At 40.1% G+C, this 22,386-nt stretch carries 26 protein-coding genes, 1 pseudogene and 1 other annotated feature; of the genes and pseudogenes, 21 read left to right on the top strand and 6 right to left on the bottom strand.

What is annotated here, in order from left to right; translation table 11 throughout:
• Positions 1-317 precede the first annotated feature (317 nt).
• Both ACJ9PY_RS22085 and ACJ9PY_RS22080 read left to right on the top strand, forming a co-directional pair.
• Complete coding sequence (locus ACJ9PY_RS22085) at positions 318-1,217, top strand: DMT family transporter (protein ID WP_411739018.1); 900 nt, start codon at positions 318-320, stop codon at positions 1,215-1,217.
• Positions 1,218-1,243: 26 nt separating this feature from the next.
• The gene (locus ACJ9PY_RS22080) at positions 1,244-1,663 is read left to right on the top strand and encodes a VOC family protein (protein WP_268589876.1); all 420 of its coding nucleotides are present in this window, start codon (positions 1,244-1,246) and stop codon (positions 1,661-1,663) included.
• Positions 1,664-1,715: 52 nt separating this feature from the next.
• Here ACJ9PY_RS22080 and ACJ9PY_RS22075 read toward each other — a convergent pair.
• Positions 1,716-1,904 (bottom strand): annotated as a pseudogene (locus ACJ9PY_RS22075) (SDR family oxidoreductase); the annotation flags it as partial.
• A gap of 480 nt (positions 1,905-2,384) precedes the next feature.
• Between ACJ9PY_RS22075 and ACJ9PY_RS22070 the strand changes: the two are divergent.
• From ACJ9PY_RS22070 to ACJ9PY_RS22055, 4 genes are all read left to right on the top strand, one after another.
• A complete protein-coding gene (locus ACJ9PY_RS22070; protein WP_411739017.1) occupies positions 2,385-2,648 on the top strand; it encodes a hypothetical protein in 264 nt (87 codons plus the stop codon).
• 63 nt (positions 2,649-2,711) lie between these two features.
• A complete protein-coding gene (locus tag ACJ9PY_RS22065) occupies positions 2,712-2,909 on the top strand; it encodes a hypothetical protein (RefSeq protein WP_063575134.1) in 198 nt (65 codons plus the stop codon).
• Between the two features lie 420 nt (positions 2,910-3,329).
• The gene (locus tag ACJ9PY_RS22060) at positions 3,330-4,334 is read left to right on the top strand and encodes a phosphotransferase enzyme family protein (protein WP_411739016.1); all 1,005 of its coding nucleotides are present in this window, start codon (positions 3,330-3,332) and stop codon (positions 4,332-4,334) included.
• An 11-nt stretch (positions 4,335-4,345) separates the two neighbouring features.
• On the top strand, positions 4,346-4,879 hold the full coding sequence (locus tag ACJ9PY_RS22055; protein ID WP_411739015.1) for an N-acetyltransferase family protein: 534 nt from the start codon (positions 4,346-4,348) through the stop codon (positions 4,877-4,879).
• A 93-nt stretch (positions 4,880-4,972) separates the two neighbouring features.
• On the opposite strand, the gene ACJ9PY_RS22050 is transcribed toward ACJ9PY_RS22055, so the two are convergent.
• Positions 4,973-5,770 carry a peptidoglycan-binding protein gene (locus ACJ9PY_RS22050; protein ID WP_063575137.1) on the bottom strand — a complete coding sequence of 266 codons (798 nt, stop codon included), beginning with the start codon at positions 5,768-5,770 and terminating at the stop codon, positions 4,973-4,975.
• A gap of 290 nt (positions 5,771-6,060) precedes the next feature.
• Here ACJ9PY_RS22050 and ACJ9PY_RS22045 point away from each other — a divergent pair, with 290 nt between their 5' ends.
• From ACJ9PY_RS22045 to ACJ9PY_RS22010, 8 genes are all read left to right on the top strand, one after another.
• Positions 6,061-6,714, top strand: a complete 654-nt coding sequence (locus ACJ9PY_RS22045; RefSeq protein WP_411739014.1) for an HAD family hydrolase — start codon at positions 6,061-6,063, stop codon at positions 6,712-6,714.
• Positions 6,715-6,827: 113 nt separating this feature from the next.
• Positions 6,828-7,322 carry a GNAT family N-acetyltransferase gene (locus tag ACJ9PY_RS22040; protein ID WP_411739013.1) on the top strand — a complete coding sequence of 165 codons (495 nt, stop codon included), beginning with the start codon at positions 6,828-6,830 and terminating at the stop codon, positions 7,320-7,322.
• 49 nt (positions 7,323-7,371) lie between these two features.
• Positions 7,372-7,611, top strand: coding sequence for a hypothetical protein (locus tag ACJ9PY_RS22035; RefSeq protein ID WP_411739012.1), 240 nt, complete (start codon positions 7,372-7,374; stop codon positions 7,609-7,611).
• A gap of 265 nt (positions 7,612-7,876) precedes the next feature.
• Positions 7,877-8,809, top strand: coding sequence for an ABC transporter ATP-binding protein (locus ACJ9PY_RS22030; protein ID WP_057276420.1), 933 nt, complete (start codon positions 7,877-7,879; stop codon positions 8,807-8,809).
• Positions 8,806-9,762: an ABC transporter permease gene (locus ACJ9PY_RS22025; protein ID WP_411739011.1), complete on the top strand. Its 957-nt coding sequence runs from the start codon at positions 8,806-8,808 to the stop codon at positions 9,760-9,762. The genes ACJ9PY_RS22030 and ACJ9PY_RS22025 overlap by 4 nt, the downstream gene beginning before the upstream one ends.
• A gap of 152 nt (positions 9,763-9,914) precedes the next feature.
• Entirely contained in the window at positions 9,915-10,070 is a 156-nt protein-coding gene (locus ACJ9PY_RS22020; protein WP_268565141.1) for a hypothetical protein, read from the top strand.
• Between the two features lie 80 nt (positions 10,071-10,150).
• Positions 10,151-10,693: a hypothetical protein gene (locus ACJ9PY_RS22015; protein ID WP_411739010.1), complete on the top strand. Its 543-nt coding sequence runs from the start codon at positions 10,151-10,153 to the stop codon at positions 10,691-10,693.
• A gap of 432 nt (positions 10,694-11,125) precedes the next feature.
• Positions 11,126-11,329, top strand: coding sequence for a zinc ribbon domain-containing protein (locus ACJ9PY_RS22010; protein ID WP_057276417.1), 204 nt, complete (start codon positions 11,126-11,128; stop codon positions 11,327-11,329).
• A gap of 64 nt (positions 11,330-11,393) precedes the next feature.
• On the opposite strand, the gene ACJ9PY_RS22005 is transcribed toward ACJ9PY_RS22010, so the two are convergent.
• The gene (locus ACJ9PY_RS22005) at positions 11,394-12,260 is read right to left on the bottom strand and encodes a LysR family transcriptional regulator (RefSeq protein ID WP_411739009.1); all 867 of its coding nucleotides are present in this window, start codon (positions 12,258-12,260) and stop codon (positions 11,394-11,396) included.
• A 134-nt stretch (positions 12,261-12,394) separates the two neighbouring features.
• Here ACJ9PY_RS22005 and ACJ9PY_RS22000 point away from each other — a divergent pair, with 134 nt between their 5' ends.
• Together ACJ9PY_RS22000 and ACJ9PY_RS21995 are read left to right on the top strand one after the other, a co-directional pair.
• The gene (locus tag ACJ9PY_RS22000) at positions 12,395-13,528 is read left to right on the top strand and encodes an NADH-dependent flavin oxidoreductase (protein ID WP_411739008.1); all 1,134 of its coding nucleotides are present in this window, start codon (positions 12,395-12,397) and stop codon (positions 13,526-13,528) included.
• A gap of 43 nt (positions 13,529-13,571) precedes the next feature.
• The gene (locus ACJ9PY_RS21995) at positions 13,572-14,468 is read left to right on the top strand and encodes a DMT family transporter (protein WP_063590091.1); all 897 of its coding nucleotides are present in this window, start codon (positions 13,572-13,574) and stop codon (positions 14,466-14,468) included.
• A gap of 24 nt (positions 14,469-14,492) precedes the next feature.
• Here the strand turns inward: ACJ9PY_RS21995 and ACJ9PY_RS21990 are convergent, their stop codons facing one another.
• Positions 14,493-15,902, bottom strand: coding sequence for a LysM peptidoglycan-binding domain-containing protein (locus tag ACJ9PY_RS21990; RefSeq protein WP_411739007.1), 1,410 nt, complete (start codon positions 15,900-15,902; stop codon positions 14,493-14,495).
• Between the two features lie 270 nt (positions 15,903-16,172).
• On the opposite strand from ACJ9PY_RS21990, the gene ACJ9PY_RS21985 reads away from it, so the two are divergent.
• The 4 genes from ACJ9PY_RS21985 (at position 16,173) to argS (ending at position 20,619) form a co-directional block, all read left to right on the top strand.
• Positions 16,173-16,682 carry a DinB family protein gene (locus ACJ9PY_RS21985; RefSeq protein WP_411739006.1) on the top strand — a complete coding sequence of 170 codons (510 nt, stop codon included), beginning with the start codon at positions 16,173-16,175 and terminating at the stop codon, positions 16,680-16,682.
• 269 nt (positions 16,683-16,951) lie between these two features.
• Positions 16,952-17,983 carry a fatty acid desaturase gene (locus ACJ9PY_RS21980; protein WP_057276415.1) on the top strand — a complete coding sequence of 344 codons (1,032 nt, stop codon included), beginning with the start codon at positions 16,952-16,954 and terminating at the stop codon, positions 17,981-17,983.
• 93 nt (positions 17,984-18,076) lie between these two features.
• Entirely contained in the window at positions 18,077-18,619 is a 543-nt protein-coding gene (locus ACJ9PY_RS21975; RefSeq protein ID WP_063575146.1) for a response regulator transcription factor, read from the top strand.
• A 67-nt stretch (positions 18,620-18,686) separates the two neighbouring features.
• Positions 18,687-18,905: a binding site (T-box leader), on the top strand.
• A 34-nt stretch (positions 18,906-18,939) separates the two neighbouring features.
• Positions 18,940-20,619, top strand: a complete 1,680-nt coding sequence (gene argS / locus ACJ9PY_RS21970) for an arginine--tRNA ligase (protein ID WP_411739005.1) — start codon at positions 18,940-18,942, stop codon at positions 20,617-20,619.
• Between the two features lie 82 nt (positions 20,620-20,701).
• Here the strand turns inward: argS and ACJ9PY_RS21965 are convergent, their stop codons facing one another.
• Together ACJ9PY_RS21965 and ACJ9PY_RS21960 are read right to left on the bottom strand one after the other, a co-directional pair.
• Complete coding sequence (locus ACJ9PY_RS21965; RefSeq protein WP_411739004.1) at positions 20,702-20,878, bottom strand: hypothetical protein; 177 nt, start codon at positions 20,876-20,878, stop codon at positions 20,702-20,704.
• A gap of 111 nt (positions 20,879-20,989) precedes the next feature.
• Positions 20,990-21,124 (bottom strand): hypothetical protein, encoded by a 135-nt coding sequence (locus ACJ9PY_RS21960; RefSeq protein WP_411739003.1) that lies wholly within the window; start codon positions 21,122-21,124, stop codon positions 20,990-20,992.
• A gap of 224 nt (positions 21,125-21,348) precedes the next feature.
• On the opposite strand from ACJ9PY_RS21960, the gene ACJ9PY_RS21955 reads away from it, so the two are divergent.
• Complete coding sequence (locus tag ACJ9PY_RS21955; protein WP_098866303.1) at positions 21,349-22,386, top strand: LacI family DNA-binding transcriptional regulator; 1,038 nt, start codon at positions 21,349-21,351, stop codon at positions 22,384-22,386.

Below are 22,386 nucleotides of genomic sequence, written 5' to 3'. Positions count from 1 at the left end.
AATAGGAAATCGGAATCGCATCCCGAACCCTGAAGGTTGGAATGGATTGAAGGAATCAGCTGGAACGTTTTCGAAACTCAATTAACGAGTTTGTGCTAATAGCCGTTTGCCAATGAAAAGCTCTCCAAATTAACTGGAGGGCTTTTCGGAATGTAGTTTGATATATTGACAATCCCCTTTTGATTGGTAATATTTACTTTATTATTACATATGTGATTTTTAATAGAAGGCGGTTTAATTATGGATGGGAAAAGCAGTTACGACGAGTTTCATAAACTGATAGAAAGTGGGCAATATCGCAAATTGGTCATGTTATTATGACTAACTTTATGTACATATTTTGTTTATTAGTATGGGGTCTTAATTTTATTGCCGTTAAGATTCAAGGTACACCTGTGAGTTTAGAATTATCTTTAACCTATCGTTTAGGTTTGACGGCCATCCTATTTTTCATTTTATTGTGCATGCTTAGACCTAAAGGAAAACCTAAGAAAAAGGATGTTCCATTCATTATTGTGTTTGGAATTTGTAATTTTGCTTTAAGCTATTTATGCCTTTATTACGCCACTATCTTAAGTTCAGCAGCAATGGTTACGTTAATATTTTCATTGAAAGTCATTTTAACGCCCATTGCCCTTCGTTTTTTTTTGAAGGAACCATTGCATTCACGTATCTTAATTGGCGGGATAATTGGTGTGCTGGCTGTTTGTATTGTTATTTATCCGAGTTTACATGATATTCATGGGTTCAATGATATAAAGGGCATCATGATGGCTGTTCTTGGTACCATCCTCACTGCATTGGGCGATGCAAGCTCTGCTAGAAATGCCAGGGAGAAAGTGAACCCAATCTATGCCAATGTACTTGGATTTGCAGCAGGTGGAATTCTTTTGGCGGCCATTGTGTTCATCCAAGGACAAGCAGTCACTATACCGACATCCATTACATATTTATCTGCTTTGTTCTATTTAACTATATTTGCTTCCTTTGGAGCTTGGCTATTCTACCTCAAGCTTGTAGAAAAGATAGGCGGGGCGAAAAGTGGATACATGGTTGCCCTTTTTCCGGCGATTGGAGGTATAGCTTCAGTGATGATTGGTGAATCAGATCCAACCATTTTCTTGGGAGCCGGCTGTCTTTTCAGTTGTTTAGGTGCGGCGATTGCATTAGGTTTTGGCATGAATATTGGTAAAAGTAATTTGAAAGAAGAAATGTAATTCGATTTACAGAGAGGGATGGGACAATGGAAAGTAAATGGCCAACTGAAATGAAAGTAGCGCAGATCCGGGTTGCACGTCCTACTGATCAACTAAAAAAGGTAGTAAACTTCTATTGTGAAGGATTAGGATTGAAAAAAATCGGTTCTTTCGAAGGGCACGAGGGATATGACGGCATCATGATCGGGCTTCCGGATTCCAGCTATCATCTGGAGTTTACCCAACATAAGGATGGCAGTCCTTGTCCTGCCCCATCAAAAGATAATCTGCTTGTCTTTTATATTCCTGAACGTAAAACCATTGAGGAAATCACGAATAGGTTGAAAGGTATGGGCTATGAACCGGTTTCTCCGGAAAATCCATATTGGGAAAAATCAGGTGTTACCGTTGAAGATCCGGATGGTTGGAGAATTGTATTGATGAATTCGCCCGGCATAGGAAATTAAATTTCACACAGAAAACGATCGAAAAGCACCATGCTTTTCGGTCGTTTTGGTGTTATGAGGACATCGTGATCCCGCCATTGATATGAATGCACTGTCCTGTTATATAAGCACCTTCATCAGATGCCAGCAGCACATAGGCGCCAGCATGATCTGCCGGCTGCCTAGGACGGCCAAGCGGTGCCTCTGTACCGAACTCGGCAACGGATTGTTCGTCGAACGTCGCCGGGATCAGCGGAGTCCAAGCATTCAGCTTTTTTTTGTGCCATTTTATGGGGAAAGCGTGAAACTCACGAGTAAAACGCTGAAATTCACGAGTAAATCGGCTAAACTCACGAGTAAATGGCTAAAATTCACGAGTAAAACGCTAAAACTCACGAGTAAACGCCGATTCGACAAATAAAAGCGTGAAAAATTCACGAGTATATGCCCCAATTCACGCATAATAGCCCGAAACTTACTGGAAATGCTCCAAAACTGGTTTGTTTCAATACAATTGGCTGTATAAAGGTGTAAAGGAGATTGAAGAAGGCAATGATTTTCCTTTCGTAAGCAGCTATTGGTTTTGGCGGATTTTGTTTATCGTAATCAGTTTATTCATCATTTTTACGACTGTAAATTCATTCTTTCGCTAAAAAACCCTAATTTTTGTAATGATTTATTTAGCCTTGGACATACTTAATGAAGATATCAATAAGTAATATTTAATTAAGGAGGAATCCCAATGGCTAATGAAAATATCCAAATGAAAATGGAACATATTTGGCAGGATACATGTGGATCATGGGAAAACTGTACGGAAGCCACAATTCAGTCATTTTTGGCAGAATCTGAAGAAAGCAATATTGACCCGCAATATTGCATGAGCTGGGTGGAACAACATAAAGCCCAAATACCTGAATGGGATGCCGTTTCAAAAGTATCGCTTGACTGGGTCAATCAACATACCTCAACGGGTTCACCCATTTCAATCAAGGATGATGATTGAAAGGATATATTCTTTCTGCTTATGAATGGTTCGAACTCTACTATGGTTAAGAGGTGAAGATAGTTGCTAAATAATGAGGAACAAAACGGTAAATCAAATCGTCGGGATCCAGAATACAGAGTTAATGAGTGGGATGAAATGAATGGTGAAGAAGATAAATTTGTACAATCAGCCATCCAAGAGGAATTCAATAATCCGGTAATCGAAGAAACAATCTTGAAGTTCAATAAAATAGCGAATGAAGAAGAAAAGGAAACTTGATTTTGGACGCCCCTATAGGGCGTTTTTTTTTTTGAGAAGGCTCTTTTCGTAAAGGTTGTTGTTTTTAAAACGAAACTATCTAAGGTTGATTGGAGCGGAAGTGCGAGACTCCTGCGGGAGCGGCGGGACAGGTGAGCCCCCACAGGCGTATACGCCGAGGGGGCTCACCGCCCGCACCAAGGAAAGCGAGCATCTGGAGGGGAAATCAACCACACCTCACTACTTGGTAAATAGCAACAGAGTATGTGAAAACAGCCTTTGAGAAAGACGAAGGAGCCGTTAATAAATGATTATGCAAAAGAACATATCTTTACTTTTTAAATTTATAAAATACAAATAAAGGGAAATGGTATCTTAGTATCGTATAAAGCATAGTATAAATCGTTTTTATTAATAATGTTGGCAATAGGAGTGAAGATCATGGAAGCAGCGGTAGAACGAATTTTTTCTAATGAATTGGTGAAATTGGCGGGGGATTTTTTTCAAGTGAATGCTGGGAATCCGGTTAAACTTGGAGATGCAGAGAACTACGTATTTGAGGTTTACAGGGATGGAACGCCATATATCTTAAGAATGACCCATCAATCACATCGTACAAAAGATCAAGTGCTTGCGGAGCTAAAGTGGATTGAGCATTTACAGAATAATGGGAGTGAAATTCCTAAAGTTCTCTTTTCGAAAGAAAAGAATTTAGTTGAAATTGTAAAGGGCTCGGATGGTACGGAATTTTATTGTTGCCTGTTTGAAAAAGCTCCTGGTGTTAGGATGAAAGTCACTGATGAAAATTTCGATGGACCTTTATTTTTTGAATGGGGAAGAACCATTGGCCAAATGCATAAACAAACAAAAAGTTATAAGCCTGAAGCGAAATATAAACGGCTGGATTGGTATGAAGAGGAATTATTGAATGTCCAGCTCTATCAATCCGATGTACCGGAGCAAGTGATACGCCAACAAGAAATAATCAACAAGCATTTAAATGCCCTTTCCGTTCATCAAGATAATTTTGGCTTGATTCATTCTGACATACATAACGGCAATTTCCATTATCATGAGGGGAGGATTCATGTTTTTGACTTTGATGACTGTTCATATCACTGGTTTGCCAGCGATTTGGCGATCCCTCTGTACTATCTGATGTGGAGTTTGGAACGTGAAGGGATAAAAGGGCTCGATGAATATGCTGCCAAGTTCATGAGGGAATTCATAAAAGGGTATGAGACGGAAAATATCCTGGCACCTGTAGAATACGAAACGATTCCTCTATTTTTAAAGCTAAGGGATTTAACGTTATATAACTTTTTTCATAAAAAGTATGATTTGAAGAATGCGGATCGTTCATTATCCAACACCGTTCAAAAAATTGAACAAAGAATCATGGAAGGCCGGACTATTGTTCACTTCGATCCGAACATGGTTCATTAAGAGGGATTGGTATGCCAGGAATGAAAAATAATCGGCTTGCATATATGATCCGGACTGGTGTATTGGAAGATGCGGAAGCGGTTTTGGATGTACAGAATTCCGTTATTTCCGAAGGCGAGTATTTTATTGCCGTATCGGAGGAGTTCAATAAAACACCTGAACAGCAACGAGATTGGATACGAAGGTTATTGGAAAATGAACGGGAAACCATCATCGTGGCCGAAATGAGCGATGAAGTGGTTGGATGGATAGCCTTTCAAACGGAAACTAGGAAGAGAATGTTCCACAAGGGCTCATTTGGGGTGATGATCAGAAAAAATTTCAGAGGGATGGGAATCGGAAAAGAGCTTATTGAGGCGTTATTGGATTGGGCAGAAGCCAATCCGTTGATTGAAAAGGTGAGTTTGGGGGTTTTTTCAACGAATCATCGGGCAATATCATTGTATAAACGGCTGGGGTTTGTAGAAGAAGGCTGTAAAATCAAAGAATTCAAGATGAGCGAAAGTGAATACGTTGATGACATTATCATGTACAAATTGGTTTAAACAGACCGAAAGAGCATGAATGGATTCCATACATGCTCTTTGCGGTTTGGTTATGTATCTATTTTTATAGTAAATCGATATTTATGTCATGCATTATCTAATGACTCTTACCTTCACTTGCTTTCTTCCCCACGTTAGAGCATCCGCTTCTTTTGCGATGAATACATCGATTCTGTTTCCTTTGATCGCACCGCCCGTGTCTGCAGCGATGGCTTGTCCGTAGCCTTCGACTTCCACGATGGAGCCTAGCGGAATCACGTTCGGATCGACTGCTATCAGTTTGGCATCATCATATTTTTCTAAATCGACACCCATTCTTGTATTGCCTGAACATCCTTCGCAGCTTGCTGTATAAGCTGTACTTGTGACCGTCAGTTCTTTAACGGCTGAGCTTGCTAAACTGGCTCTTTCTTCTAATTTACTGAAGGTCCGTGCACCGGCTATACCGTCAGCGGATAATCCCTTTTGCTTTTGAAAGTTCATGACTGCTTGTTTTGTACCTGATCCATAAATGCCGTCGACCGTTGATGAGTAAACATCCCAGGCTTTCAATAGCCTTTGCAGTTCAGCTACAGGTCTTCCCATATCCCCGCTTTTTAGTACCTGTATTTTCTGATTCGTTTGTGTTCCTGATATTCCATCGACTTTCAGCCCTGATTTTTCCTGAAACTTCTTTACGGATTCCTTTGTAATCGGGCCGTAGTAACCTGTTGCTTCATGATAGGGAAAAACCCCTTTTGTCAGTAATAATTCTTGTAATTCTTTAACATCACTATTACTCATTCCAAATGAAAGTGTGCGATCCAAAGCAGCGGCTTCGCCTTTAGTTGGCATGCAAACTCCTAGAATGAATACAGAAGCCGTTAGGATCGTTAATAAAATTTTCTTCATGTTTATCCTCCTCGTTGTTTCCTGCAATTAAACCATTCGTTAAACTATCACTCTTTTAGGCGCAGTTAAGGAAAAACACCGCGAAGGCACTAAGTAATTGTTAAAACATGTAACAAAAAGAAAAGAAATGAGGCGGACATCGGGTTACCATATCCTTATCAATTGTCGAATTATGGGAAAAAATCAAGTTTCATATGAAACTAACGGAACCGTTTGGTTGAACAGGGGCATTCATTCATGTACGTTTAAGTTAATATAAATTCTATTGTAAGGATAAAGGAGGGAATCATATGATTAAGGCAGTTATTTTCGACTTTGATGGCTTAATTTTAGACACGGAAACGGTTTGGTATGAGGCCTATAAAGAAACGATGGCTTTTTATGAATCTGATTTGCCTCTCGAACATTTTGTTACATGTATCGGAACCGATAATACTGAACTAAATCAGTACTTCAAAGATCAGCTGGGGGAAAGGTATAATATTGAAGAAATTGAATCCAGAGCAAAAAGCCTCCATGAAGTAAAGATGAAAACAGCACAGGCACGTGAAGGTGTGAAGGATTATCTAGAAGAAGCAAAAAGAAATGGATATACAATCGCCCTCGCTTCAAGCTCGACAAAAGAATGGGTCACTCATCATTTAGGGGAACTCGGGCTGTTACACTATTTTGAAGTTATGATCACAGGGGATGATGTTGATAAAGTTAAGCCAGCGCCCGATTTGTATGTAAAGGCAATTGAAGTCCTAGGCATTCAGCCTGCAGAAGCCGTAGCATTTGAAGATTCGTTAAATGGGCTTCAAGCGGCCCTGACTGCTGGGTTAAAGTGTGTAATCGTACCAAATCCCGTGACGGGCGCTTTAGCTTTGGAAAATCATCATTTACGCCTCCGATCCATGGCGGATAAGAGCTTGTCTGACGTTATCAAGCATATTGAGCAATAACAGTTCAACGGCAATTATAGTAAGATGAATGAATGAAACCGCGCCGAAGATGGCAGAGTCTTCGGTTTTTCTGGTTTTAATGCATGTTATATATTGGTGTGGGGGATGAGTTTATGGGATTGCAAACAAATGACGAAGGAGTCCGCCTGCGGGAGGTCAAGAAGAGTGATCTTCCTATCTTTTTCGAGCAGCAATTGGATCCTGCCGCAAACTATATGGCTGCTTTCACATCTAAGGATCCATCGGACAAGGCGGCTTTTTTGATACACTGGAAGAACATCTTATCGAACCGGGATATTCAAAAAATGACCATACTCTGCAATGGGGGTGTGGCAGGCAGCATTCTCAAGTTTGAACAGTTTGGTAACCCGGAAGTGAGTTATTGGATCGGGAAACAATTTTGGGGTAAAGGGATCGCTACATGTGCACTGCTCCATTTTTTGCCGAAAATAAAAGTCCGCCCTGTTTATGCCCGTGCAGCCAAGGATAACCTTGCATCCATCCGGGTGCTGGAAAAATGCGGATTTGAAAGAGACGATGAGGACAAAGGATATTCCCATGCAAGAGGCAAAGAGGTTGAAGAATTCATTTTGAAACTTGAAAGTTAAGATAATAATAACAATATCGTTTAGCCTATGAGGAAACGGGTGACATTCAATGGGATATAAGATTTTTTCCATCATTTTTATTTTATGCGGTCTTTTTATAATGTGGTTCGCCATATTTGGCAAAAAGAAAGAAATCAAAGAGTTCGGCTCCGGAATACCCACAAATTTCATCGATGTAATTTTAATGATGATATATAAGCTCTTACCTTCCATTATTAGAAAAATCCTTCTATTTGCATTGGGTCTGGCCATTTCTATCGGATTTACCTATATATTGTATAAATTATAATGAATTTTCCTTATCAGATAAAATAATCCTGAAACTTTCTCCTTACGTAATCGTATAAAATGGTAACGATATATAGGAGTTGTTGCTATTTCGAAGAAAAAAAGTGAAGGCAGTGTTTAGGATAATGGGGGCGGGAAGTTGACGCCGGCGGAGGCATTGGTTCAATATACCTAATTAGAAGAATATCAGTATAGTAATAATATGCATAATATGGTAATGTTGAATTTGTGTGATTTTGGAAATTCATAAAAAAGGAAGGTATTATATGTCTGAATCGGTTCTTAAGGTTCAATCCTTAACTAAAAAAATTGGAAAAGCAACCATCGTAGACAATGTTAGCTTTGAAATAAAAAGCAATGAAATATTTGGTTTACTAGGTCCGAATGGTGCTGGGAAGACCACGATCATCCGTATGATCACAGGTCTCATCAATCGTACGGGCGGTACGGTCATGATCAATGGCAGTGACCTCGATCATGATTTCGAAGGTGCGATGCATGAATTGGGGGCCATTGTTGAAAATCCGGAGTTCTATAAATATATGACAGGCAGAAAGAATATCCTGCATTATGCCCGGATGTCATCCAATGACATATCCAATGAGAGAATAGAAGAGGTCATTAAGCTTGTCAAACTGGATCATGCCATCGATAAGAAGGTTAAAACCTATTCATTGGGAATGCGCCAGCGCCTTGGCGTGGCACAGGCCATTTTACATAAACCGTCGTTATTGATTTTTGATGAACCGACGAATGGCTTGGATCCGCAAGGGATTCGCGAGTTTCGTGATTATTTGAAAGTACTGGCAAGTGAAGGCGTCGGGATATTGATTTCATCACATTTACTATCGGAAATGCAATTGATGTGTGATAGTTTTGCCGTTATCGAAAAGGGAAAACTGATCCATACGAAAGAACATATTGTTGATGAAAAAACTGAAACGATCAATGAAGTGTCATTCACCGTCAGTGATGGGAAGCTAGCTAAAAAAATCCTTCAAGAACAGTTTGCGGATATCACGATCCTAAAAAATGGTGCGAAGAAAATCTCCGTATCGGCCACCAGAGAACAAACAGCCCATATAAACAGGAGTTTTAATGCAAATGATCTGGATGTCTTTGAAATAGGCATAACCAGAAAATCGCTGGAAGATAAATTCTTCGAAATCACTGAGCAGGAAATGAGGGAGTCTGTATGATGTCCTTAGTAAAAAATGAATGGATGAAAATCTTTTCAAAAGTATCAACTTATATATTCATCGCTTTTCTATTATTGGCAGCATTAGGGGCTGCGGTCATCGATTATAAACTAAGTCCTGACGAAACGAATAAAGATTGGAAGCAAGAGATAAACGCCGATATCCAAGAACAGGAAAAGGCTTTGGGAGCTAAGGAAATCAGTGAAGAAGAAAAAGCCGCCATCATGGAAGAAATTACTTACAACAAGCAACTGTTGGCTGATAATATAAACCCTGACTTAAACACGAATTGGACCTATATGGCTGAATGGACTACATCATTAACATCATTTGTCACTTTATTCGTCGTTATTGTTTGCAGCTCGCTCGTTTCCTCGGAATTTTCCGATGGGACCATTAAACAACTGTTGATCAGGCCTTATAAACGTTGGAAGATCCTTCTTTCCAAATATATTACTTCCTTGTTATTTGCAGCGTTATTACTTGCGAGCCTGCTTATATTCAGTTATCTAATCGGAATCATATTCTTTGGCAATGGTTCGTATTCAGACAAGATCATGGATCCTGCATCTTTCGAATTCAGTCCGGTGGTAGTCGGCGAATATTTCGTGGACATGATCGTTTACTGGATACCAGGATTCCTGGTCATCACGACCATCGCTTTCATGTTAAGCACATTATTTAAAAACCAAGCACTTGCAGTAGGTATATCCATTTTCATCCTATTTGCCTCTTCGACATTAAATATGGTCATTCAATCATTCATTGGAAAATACGAGTGGTTAAAATTCGTCCTATTCCCCCATCTCGATTTAAGGGGCTATATTTCCGGAACGATAGACATGTTCGATGGAGCTACACTTGGATTCTCGATGGGTGTACTGGGAATCTATTATCTTATCTTTTTAGCGCTAACTTTCTTCTTCTTCCAGAAAAAAGATATCACTAATTAAATAGAGCGAAAAACCGAAATCAGTGGCTGATTTCGGTTTTTCTTATGTAAAAGGAATGTTGCTGCTTTGAATCTGGCATAAAGTGAAACCTTTATCCAAAATTATCCGTATAAGATAATATGAGGATATTCAGTTAGGCTTAGGGGTGGAAAATGAATAAAAACAAGGTTCTATTAATTGGACTTATAGGATTTTCTTTATTTCTAATGGGCATGGTGATATCACAATGGACAGTTGCTGGCGTAGTGATCGGGATAGGCGGAGGGTTCGTAATGGGGATCAGTTCCTACCAGTTTGCTAGTCAGTAGCTCCATGTACATATGAACAATACACTGGTTAATTGCGGACTTCGCGGAAATAATCTGATAGAGATGGAGCAGGTTTAAAGATGGGGAAAATGCATTATAAACGAAAGTTAGTCATTGTTTTTATAATTATTGGAATAGCGTTAGGGTTCTATGTGTACTCGGCATTCTCTCAAAAATTGACAAAATCAACAGATTTGTCTGATGAATCTATCGGGGGATTTAAAGTGTTTGATAACATATCGAGTCCGGAATTCATCAGGGAATATGAAGAACCCATCGATCAGGATAATAATAAGGCTTATGATTATTATTATTGGAAGGGCGGGTTGAAAACGGCCTCTATCAATACAGACGAGGATAAAGGGAAAATCATGCGGTTGATCATTTCAAGTACGGACGACGCCCAATTTGAAAACTCCCTTCAAACAAGCAAAGGCATTAAATTAGGAAGTAAGAAAGCGGACGTCCTTTCGAAGTACGGAGAACATTATTATAAAAGTTATGAACAGGGAGCCGATATTATCGGATACATTGACCATAAACGAAATATTACCTTGGAATTCTGGTGTGTACCAGGTGGAAGGGTCGCCGAAATACGATTGGATGATGCAGATGTCATTTAATGATTTCACCAGCGTCCCCGATTATCGGTTTTAGCTGTTTAAGTGAATAAGAAAGCGATGCGATAAAATAATATGATCGGATAAAAAATTTCATCTATCATTACATCATTTATCCGATCATATTTGTTGGGGTATATGCATTATTTGCTATTTTTAAGCTTGATGATACCCCCGTTCCTATAAGTGATGCTATGCATATGATTTTAATCTATTATTTTGCAATTAGTGTGTATAATGCCTTGCCTACCATAAAATCTAACCGTAATAAAAAAGGCAGCCAATAAAAACAGTACTCAATGGAATTTACATATTTTTGCATGAATTCCGAAACCATTTATCCACGTTATCCGTATATGTAATTATGAACGGTGCCGGGAAGCTCCGGTATTTATGAGCATTTATCATTTTAATAAATTTGGGAGATGAAGGATCATGAGCGAAAAGGGTTGTATGAAATGCGGAAGCAATGATGCTGCTAAGAAGGATGTAGCCATGACAGGAACAGGCTTGTCAAAAATGTTCGATGTCCAAAATAATCAATTTACGGTTGTGTATTGCAAGCAGTGCGGTTATTCGGAGTTTTATAATAGGCAATCATCTGCAGGCAGTAATCTGCTGGATCTATTCTTTGGATGATCATCGGCACGACAAGAATCCCCATTCATTAAAAGAGGATTCTTGTTTTTTTTCATACTGCCCATTACCCGATGAAGTGATTTTGAACGACTTTTGTAAATTCCTTGGCGACGGGTGAAAGGTGTTTAGCTGATTTCATGACCAATCCGATCTCCCGGGAAAGTTCCGGGTTCAAGGGCAGGCTTTTGATGCGTTCGGGTTTTTCCGGTAAGGCCAGGTCTGGCATAATCGTGATGCCTAATTTTCCTGCTACCATTGAGAGCACCGTTTGATTGTCTTTAATGTCGTATGAAATGTTTGGTTTTATCCTAGCTTCCAGGAATCTTTCTTCTATGAGTGTTTCACAGCCAGATCTCAGCATGATGAATGGTTGATCAACGAAGTCTTCCAGGTTCAATGAGATTTTCCCTGAAAGCGGATGGTCTTCGTACACGACAGCTGATAGAGGATCTGTTAGCAGAGGGATGAATTCCACGTTCTTTACTGGTTTTGCTGCAAAGCCGATGTCCACTGTTCCTTCTTCGATCCATGTTAAGATTTCCTCATATCCACCTTCATGAATCAGCAAATCGATATTAGGGTATTTTTCTTTAAAGATGGAGAATAGCTTTGGTATGAATCTGGCAGTGAAGCTTGGAAAACTGCCAATCGTTATTTTACCGATTTCCATTCCATTCACAGCTGCAATCTTTTGTTCGATATGTGCAAGGTTGGCAGCAATGGCCCGCATATGTGGAATGACTTGTTCTCCCGCAGTCGTGAGTGTTATACCTTTTCGGTCACGCTTCAATAGAGTCACACCAAGTTCCGTTTCAAGTGCTGTAATGTTATGGCTCACGCCTGATTGAGTCAGTCCGATCCGGTCTCCCGCTTTCGTAAAACTTCCGTGTTCAACAACATGTAAAAAGACTTCCAGTTGAAAAAAATTCAAATGCCCCACACCCTTCTTTTATGAATTATACATGAGAAACTCTAATCCTAGTAATGAAAAACATTCATTTTACTTATGATGTGGTCGAGAATACAATAACATTACAAATTAAAATACGAATGGGTGATGGGAAAATGATGAAACGGAAATACGGGCAAATTTTTTCACCGTACACGCTTTCTAATGGAACGGTTCTTAAAAACAGGATTGTAGTTGCGCCGATGACCACTTATTCAGGTCAAGAGGATGGCTTGGTTTCTGACGAGGAATTAGCCTACTATAAAAGAAGGGCGGATGGACCTGCCATGTTCATTACTGCTGCTGCCGCCATTTCCCCTGTTGCGACAAGCTTTCCCCGGCAAATGAAAGTATATGATGAACAAAGCCTCACTGGACTCACTGAGCTTTCAAAAACCATCAAATCCAAAGGTGCAAAAGCCATTCTCCAGCTTCATCATGGCGGAAGCGAGAGCCTTCCAAGCTGTACAGGCGGAGAAAAAATGGTTAGTCCGAGCGGAATCATTGCAAGCGTTTATAAAGGAATGGGCGAAGAGTACATTCCAAGGTCAATGAGCCACACTGAGATTCTATCCACTATTCAAGACTTTGGAAGAGCCACCCGCCATGCCATTCGTTCAGGATTCGACGGTGTGGAAATCCATGGAGCGAATGGCTATCTCCTGCAGCAGTTTTTCTCCCCCCACTCTAACAGACGGAGAGATCATTGGGGAGGGAGTTTGAAGAATAGAATGCATTTTCCACTTGCCGTCATCGCGGAGGTGAAGCGGATCCGTGATCTTTATGCAGACAAGGAATTCGTTATTGGGTATCGCTTCTCCCCCGAAGAACCGGAAGAAGGAGGTTTGAAAATGGATGATACAGCCGCATTGGTAGATGAATTGGCAACTCAGGGGCTTTCCTATTTACATCTTTCTGTTAAAAATGTCTGGTCCATGCCTAGAAGCGGATTGAACAGGGGATTGACAAGGACCGAAATTCTCCGCGATGTCATTGCTGGCAGGACCAGTTTCATATCACTTGGATCGATTCATACTCCAGAGGAAGCAAATGCTGTGCTTGAGAAAAATATACCGCTTTTCGCTTTAGGAAGGGAATTGCTGATGGAACCGGACTGGGCCGCCAAAATAAAGGAAGGCAGGGAAGACGAGATCATGACAGCCTTGCCGCGCGATAGCAGGTGTGCATTAATGATTCCGGATCAAATGTGGGCGAATATCATTACTCGTGACGGCATGCCCGAGAAATGATAGTATAAATGTAAAAAATGGAAATTTCATGAGGGGAAATTAAATGAATAAAATAGCACTTCTTCAACTGTCTCTAGCCATGACAATCTTTGGTTCTGTCGGTTTCTTTTCGGAACTATCAGGACTTCCTGCATTGGAACTGGTTTTTGTTCGCTGCATTTGTGCTGCCGTTTTCTTATGTGCAGCCTGGATGATTACCGGACATTTCAAGAACGAAATATGGAATGGCAGGGAGGTAATGCTCATCATTTTCTGCGCGGTGGCCAACTTGTTAAACTGGATATTCCTCTTTAAATCTTTTGAGCTGATATCGGTGACAATCGCCATTTCGCTTTATCATTTAGCGCCGATCCTTGTACTCATTATAGGGAGCCTCATTTTTAGGGAGAAAATGAATGTATTCTCCATCTTGGCCATTTCCCTTTGCTTCATTGGCACATTACTCATTATGGGAACAGATGGATTTCGATCATCATCCCCTGAATGGGAGGGCATCATGTATGGGATCATTGCTGCCTTTTTCTATGCGGCAACCATGCTTTTAGGAAAGAGCATTACAAAGACCAGTGTATATGCGACCACATTTCTGCAAATGTTCATTGGATTTCTATTACTGATTCCTTTTGTCGATTATTCCGTATATACAACGTTAAAATCTTCCGAATGGTTTTATACGGTGCTTACCGGCATCATCCATACAGGCGTCGTGTATTTGCTGTTTTTTAATAGTATTCGCCATTTGCCTACAAATGTAGTTTCTTTCATGATTTTTGTCGATCCGGCAGTTGCCATCCTTTTGGATATTCTGCTTTCAGGATTTAAACCGGACGGGATTCAAATTCTGGGTATTTCCTTGATATTTATTGGGGTGGTCTATTCACTTAAAACGACTGGACCGACTGAAAATGATGTCATGCAAAAAAGGCCGCACACAATGTGAGGCCTTTTTCCTTTATGCATGTACCTATTGATTAAATTGATAGACATCCCAAATGTCAGGAGTTTCTGATCCAATGTACCAAGCAGCTGCACCGCCTAGATGATTTTGTTTAACCAGGTCCATACGGAGCTTCATCGATTTTTTATCTTCTATCCAAATTTGATGTTTTTTCCCTTTGGAAGTGTACACCACGTAATTTTGTTGCGTCTGTTTATCCCATACCTTTTTAAGTTTTTGAGTTGAAATGATTTTGTTGACCTCAGCCATGGTACGGTCATGACTTTTCACTTTTTTGGTCGACAAATCGGTCACCCATTCTCTCGTATAAAATGGTACAGCCAATATGATCTTATGAGCAGGAACTTCTTTCATTAAAAGCTTGGTTCCTTCTTTGATCCACGGTAACGAGGAAACGGACCCGGCTACTGGGCTCCCTCCCCAATGCTCGTCATAACCCATTATGATTATATAGTCCGCTACTTTGCCAAGTGCTTTCCTATCTAGGCTTTTTGACCAATAAGGGTCTTCATTTTCTCGGGTGACATCCACAGACACTTTAATTCCATGCGGTTTTAGTGCCTTTTTCAGTTCGCCTATGAAAAGTACAAAGTGCTTCTTATTTTTTGGATCGATGTTTTCGAAATCTACATTTATTCCATCACTTTTCGTTTTAACAAGTGAATCGCGTAAAGCTGAAACTAATTTCTGGCGTTTTTTTGTATTGCCTAGTACAGAACCAGTTAATACAGGGTCAAATTTATTCCCGATAAGCTGCCAAACTTGTTTTCCTTGTTTATGTGCAGCTTGGATGTATTTTGTATCTACAGAAACGGAAACGTAATTACCGGTATCAGTCAGCGTATAAGAACGGGGAGATACTACATTCAAATTGGGGTGTTTAAGTTGCTGGGTATAGCTTTCTTTCGATCCGTTATGCTTCCAGCCCATGACGATACGATTTTGCACCTTATTTTGAAGCTGGGATTTCTTTATCCAGCCCTTTTTTCCGCCAAGCAATTGAATCTGGTAGTAATAATCAGGAACCTTCAATTTTTGGCCCACTTTAAGGGTAACCGTACGTAAGTTATTTAATTTCGTCAAATCATTTGTTGTTACCTTGTATTTAGTAGAAATCTTCCACAATGTATCGCCTGATACAACCTTATGGATCTTATATTTCTGGGGAATCTTCAGGCTTTGGCCAACAGTTATTTCGGAAGAAGTTAATTTATTTACTTTTTGCAGCTCACTTACTGAAACACCATATTGATTTGCTATTTTCCATAGTGTGTTTCCAGACTTCACTTTATGAATGATGGGCCCCGCGGAATCCCCAACGGAAGAAGAAATGATGGGAAACTCTTCGCCCTTCTTTAATGTCTTTAATAGAGTGGAACCTAATTTAGGAGAACTAAAAACTTTTGTATTGTCCACTTTAACAAAACCTATGGATTGGGTTTTACTTGATGAATGACCACTGGTTGGAAAGAGACACATACAAAGAAGGCTTAACATAATAAAACATCCAAAGAATTTTTTCACAATGATTTTATTCCCCTTTGTAAAATTTAACTTTACTAGTTTACTATGGAGAATAGCCATATAAATAGAGGTACATTGTGGAAAGGCATTTCTAACCATCGTGTGGGACGAATTATTCCGTAAGAAGGACAAGTGATTTGTAAGTAGAAGGGGAGGGTTTATATGTCAAATTTTGCATTACAGTTTTATGATTACAACATATGGGCAAATACTCAGATTTTCAACCGTTTAAAAGAGCTTCCAAAGGATGTATACCATCAAGAAGTTCAAAGTGTGTTTTCATCAATATCGAGTGTGATGGCCCATGTTTATCTTTCCGATCTGGGGTGGGCGGAGGTTTTTTCCGGTAAAAGCATGAAACATGCATTGGAGCTGGCTGAACAACGGAAGGAACAAATGGAGTCAAAGGAATTGGAGGAAATGGAGGCCATGTTTATTGAGTTGTCCGAGCGGTACAAATCGCTGCTTGGCCAAAAAGAAAATTTAGATAAGCCTCTAATGATTGAGAATCCAGCTGGAGGACAAATGAATACAAGTGCAGCAAAACTGGTACCGCATGTCGTGAATCATGGAACCTATCATCGCGGCAATATCACGGCCATGCTGCGCCAAATGGGTTATGCCTCAACTTCGACGGATTATGGTCTTTATTTATTTTTAAAAGGAGAGTAACGGGTCTTCATTTGCTTACTGATGGGACTGTAAGCATTGACAGTCCTGTTCTTAAAGTAAGGCCGCCTGTTATTTTGAAGATAAAGAAATCCTATATATGTGTACAGGTTAACCGGTTCTTCCTGGTTGGCCTTTTTTTACGTTTGTCACTGGAATTGACTTGTACATGACATTTGTCATCTTCTAGTCATGACACCTGGTACTAATAAAATCAGGTTGGATTCTTTATACTATGGATAACGACAAAAAAAAGGAAGTGCAATTGAAATATGACCTTGCAAAATACGAAATCCTTGAAAAAACAAATTGCTCCTTTTGAACAATCAACGACAAAGCAAAGTATATGGCAGATCATCAATACCTTGGGGCCGTTCATCATTTTATGGTACCTAGCATATATAAGTCTTTCCGTTTCTTATTGGTTAGCTTTAATCCCAGCTGTGTTTGCTGCAGGATTCTTGACGAGAATATTCATCATTTTTCATGATTGTACGCATCATTCATTTTTCAAAGACCGCCGTGCGAATAGAATCGTCGGTACGATCATGGGTGTTTTGACTTTATTCCCGTTTGATCAATGGGGACATGAGCATTCTGTGCATCACGCAACAAGCGGTAATTTGGATAAGCGGGGTACAGGTGATATTTGGACCCTTACGGTAGATGAGTATTTGGCTGCACCGTTTAAACTTCGTTTTGCTTATCGTTTTTATCGTAATCCATTGGTCATGTTTGGTTTGGGGCCGATTTATGTTTTCCTTCTTAAAAATAGATTTAACCGTAAAGGTGCTAGAAAGAAGGAAAAAAATAATACGTATTTGACGAATGTATTAATCGTCGTTTTTGCGGCATTGCTTTGCCTGGCAGTAGGCTGGCAGTCGTTCCTTCTGGTACAAGGTTCCATTTTCATGATTTCCGGTTCAATCGGCATTTGGCTGTTTTACGTCCAGCACACATTCGAGGACTCTTATTTTGAAGAAAACGAAGAGTGGGAATATGTATTGGCAGCAGTGGAGGGAAGTTCTTTTTATAAGCTTCCAAAACTGATGCAGTTCCTTACTGGCAATATCGGTTACCATCATGTTCACCATTTAAGTCCAAGGGTGCCTAACTATAAATTGGAAATGGCGCATAATAATACGCAGCCTTTAGAGAACGTTCCGACGATCACTCTTGCGACAAGCTTGCGCTCACTCCGTTTCCGTTTATGGGATGAGGAATCCAAGAATTTCGTCGGTTTCAAGGACATAAAATATTTAACGAAAAAAAGTGTTCCCACTCAAGTGAAATCTGAACTGTAACGTTCATGTATCATTCCAGACTCCCTTAATAATCCTCGGATTTGGGGAGTCTTTGTTTCATATAAGGAACTCGATAAAGGAGAGAACTTAAAAATGATTCGAATTGTCATTGCAGAAAATCAGCAAATGCTATTAGAGGCAATAAGTTCTCTACTCAATCTTGAAGAAGATATAGAAATTGTCGGGCAAGCCAGTAACGGAGAAGAAGCGATGGCTCTTGTACACCAATTACGGCCTGATGTGTGTATCATGGATATGGAGATGCCTGTAATGAGCGGACTTGAGGCAGCGGAAGCATTAAGGTCATTTGAATGCAAAGTGGTCATTTTAACGACATTTCGAAGGACTGGTTATTTTCAACTCGCATTAAAGGCTGATGTAAGTGGTTATTTATTGAAGGATAACCCGGGTGAAGAGTTAGTCTGCTCGATTCGCAGCATAATGGATGGCAAGCGAATATACTCCCCAGAGCTTATTGATGGGCCTTCCAGCCATAATGGCCGGGAAATGGGAGTGTTAGGGCTGTTAGCCGATGGTCCATCCAATATTGAGCCGTCCAATCAAAGCGGCACAATTGGGACAGTACGGAAGTATTTTACGACGATCAAGGATAAAATGAAGTTACCGGCTGGTTAGGATTTGTTTCTTAAATTCTGTTGACACGTTTTTTTAAATTGTGTACGATGGATTAAATTATAATATTGAAAATTCTGTGATGAAGAGAGTAGTTCATTTTGAAATGGAAAGCGAGTTAGGGATGGTGGGAGCCTAATGCAGGTCGGATGAATGAAGCGCACTTTGGAGAAATTTCTTGAACCGTTCAGTAGGGAATATCGGGGAGTCACCTCGTTGACAATGGAAAGTGGCCGCAATTTGTGGCAACTAGAGTGGTACCACGGGAATTCATGCTCTCGTCTCTTATTTAGAGGCGGGGGCTTTTTTGTTTAGGAGGGAAAATGACGATGAATAAACCAATTGCAGAATTGATTTCAACTGCTTTGAACAATGAAATGCCAGCAAGTGAAATAGAAAAATTAATGGAAAAGCCGAAATTGATGGAGTTAGGTGATGTCGCCTTTCCGTGCTTTACTCTTGCGAAAAAATTCAAAAAATCGCCTCAGGTGATTGCGTCGGAAATAGCCCAACAATTAAACAGTACGTTGATTCAAGAAGTGAACGTAGTGGGAGGTTATCTGAATATCTTCGTCAATCAACAGATGGTGACGGAAAACGTGCTGCAAACGATATTAAGGGAAAAGGATCAATATGGTTCGATGCAGACTGGACAGGGAAATGTCGTGATTGATTATTCCTCCCCGAATATTGCCAAGCCTTTTTCCATGGGGCACTTACGCTCTACGGTCATAGGGAATGCACTGGCCAACATTGCCGAAAAAAACGGCTACAATGCCGTGCGTATAAATCATTTAGGAGATTGGGGCACGCAATTCGGTAAGTTGATTGTCGCGTATAAGCTGTGGGGGAACAAAGAGGCAATCGAAGCTTCGCCGATTCAGGAATTATTGAAAATCTATGTGAAGTTCCATGAAAGAGCAGAAACCGATGAATCATTGAATGAACAAGCACGCGCAAGCTTCAAGTCGCTTGAAGACGGGGACGAGGAAGCACTGGCATTGTGGAAATGGTTCAGGGATGCGTCTTTAAAAGAATTCGAGACGATTTATGATTTATTGGGCATCCGTTTTGATTCCTATGCCGGCGAAGCATTTTACAATGATAAAATGGATGCGGTTGTCGGGGAACTAAAAGAAAAAGGCCTGCTTGCCCTTTCAGAAGGTGCCTATGTCGTGCAATTGGAAGATATGCCGCCTTGTTTGATTACGAAAACCGATGGTGCGACACTTTATGCCACACGTGATTTAGCTGCGGCCATGTATCGTAAAAAACAGTATGAGGCAAAGAAAACATTTTATGTGGTCGGAAATGAACAATCCCTGCACTTTAAACAACTCTTTAACGTCATTGAAAAAATGGGGTATGAGTGGTCAAAAGACTTACAGCACGTAGCATTTGGCATGATGCTAAAAGACGGTAAGAAAATGTCGACCCGTAAAGGGAAAGTCGTGCTGCTTGCGGATGTATTGGCAGAGGCGATCGAAACTGCAAAGCGCAATATTGAAGAAAAAAATCAAGCGCTTGAACAGAAAGAACTGGTTGCAAGACAAGTCGGTGTCGGAGCGGTAATCTTTAATGATTTAAAAAATAACCGCATGAACGATATTGATTTTTCATTAGAGCAAATGATGAATTTTGATGGAGAAACGGGCCCCTATGTACAGTACACATATGCGCGAATTTCCTCCTTGCTTGAAAAAGGTGATTTTAAAGAGCAGGCGATCCAATATGAAGCTTTAGGCGAATATGCGTGGCCAGTCATCCAGCTGCTGGAGCAATACCCGATCGTTGTCCAAAAATCATTTGAACAAGCCGATCCATCACAAATCGCGAAATTCAGCTTGCATGTATCGCGTGCATTCAATAAGTATTATGCACATTCGAAAATCTTAGTGGAAGATGAATGGAAACAAATGAAGCTCTCATTCGCTTTTTCCGTTGCGATCGTTTTGAAGGATGCGCTAAGTTTATTGGGCATTTCAACGCCGAATAAAATGTAATCCATGTCTATAAAAGGAGCCATTTTGTTTCAAAATGGCTCCATAATTTATCAGATATATCCTTGCATGAACGTAAGCTCTTTTATTTTAGAAGAAAAGTATCTGTCTTGGGCTGTCCTTTTTTCTCCCATGTAATATGCAGCTTGTACACATGCTCTTTTTTTGGAGGATCACCCAAATAAAAATCCGTTGATAACGGATTTAATTTTGTAACAGAGCCATCTTCACTTTTTCCTTCTGTAAATCCCTTATGTTCCACTACTATTTTTCCATTATCAGTAAAGCTTACTTTTTTTATCTTGACCTTGCCACCAGACTTTTGTTGAAGATGTCCAATCCATCCGCCAACTGTTTCATCAGAGTTTTTCTTTTAATTTGCTTTCCACATACCATTATCAGATGTGCCTCCAATTGCAATACTGGAATAATTCCAATAACCTCCGATAGCAACACCCATACCTATAACTACAACAAGTAACCATTTTGAATATTTATTTTTCATCAAAAAAAGCCTTCCCCTCTCTGTAACTGTTTATATTATACAGTTTAATTAATATATTTCAGTATAGGGAAATGAAGGAGTGCGGTGAAAAAAGCAGGCTGTTAGCTTAGCTACGCATTTTCAGTGGAAGAAAAAGAATTTGAATAAAATGGATTGACATTCATTGGTAATGTGTTAATATTTATAAAAATGGAACCGGTTCCAAAATTCGCGAATGGATGAATGTAATGGTTAAACAAGAAAACGCAAAGGTTACAATTTATGATGTTGCTAGAGAAGCAGGTGTTTCAAAGACCTCTGTTTCCCGGTATTTAGGGGGTAGATTTGATGAACTCTCTGACAAGACCCGTAAGAAAATCGAGCTGGCGATCACCAAAATGGAGTACCGCCCAAACACGATGGCAAGAGGGCTCAAAAGCAATAAGAGTTATTTGATTGGAATCATCGTGGCGGACATCAACAATCCATATACGACGGCCATCCTTCGGGGGGCTGAGGATATATGCAGCCAGAATGGATATAATCTTATGATTTGCAATTCGGATAATAACCCAGAGAAGGAAAGAGGCTATTTTGATATGCTTTTATCCCATCGCATCGACGGGCTTATCATTCATACGACTGGCGGTAATCACGACATGCTAAAACAGATGCAAGAGCAAAAGACCCCGATCATCCTTTTGGATCGGAAGGTGCCAGATCTTGAAATCGATACGGTAGGATTGGATAATTTTCAGGCTACTTCACAAGCTGTCAATTATTTGGTTGGCCAAAATTATGAACGAATTGCATTTTTCAGCGAACCTGCCAGCAATGTCAGTACCAGGCATGAGCGGCGGCTATCCTTTCAGCAAACGTTGATGAGCCACAGCCATCCGAGTTCAGGTGATGTTTATGAGGTCAATGTCGATGATTTAAAAGATGTCGAGTCCAAGCTCCAGCATTTTTTAGATGACTCAAAAGGCGTATCAAGAGCTATATTGACGGCAAATAGTGTCGTGCTATTAAAATTAATTCTACTTTTACAAGAAAAGAAACTGTCGGTCCCGGAAGATTTAGCAATGATGGGATTTGATAATCCGGATTGGAGCACCATCGTTTATTCGGGCATTACAACGATTGAACAGCCCACATACCAAATCGGGGTCGCTGCTATGGAAATGATCCTGCGCCGCATTGATGGACAGGCTTCCCCAGCGCAGACAATGGCGTATCAAGCGAAATTGAATATAAGGAAAACGACTCCATTTATACAAAAATCATAA

It is taken from the genome of Peribacillus sp. S4 (genome assembly GCF_046715815.1).
Lineage (GTDB): Bacteria > Bacillota > Bacilli > Bacillales > DSM-1321 > Peribacillus > Peribacillus frigoritolerans.
This window is presented reverse-complemented; position numbering and strand designations above follow the sequence as displayed.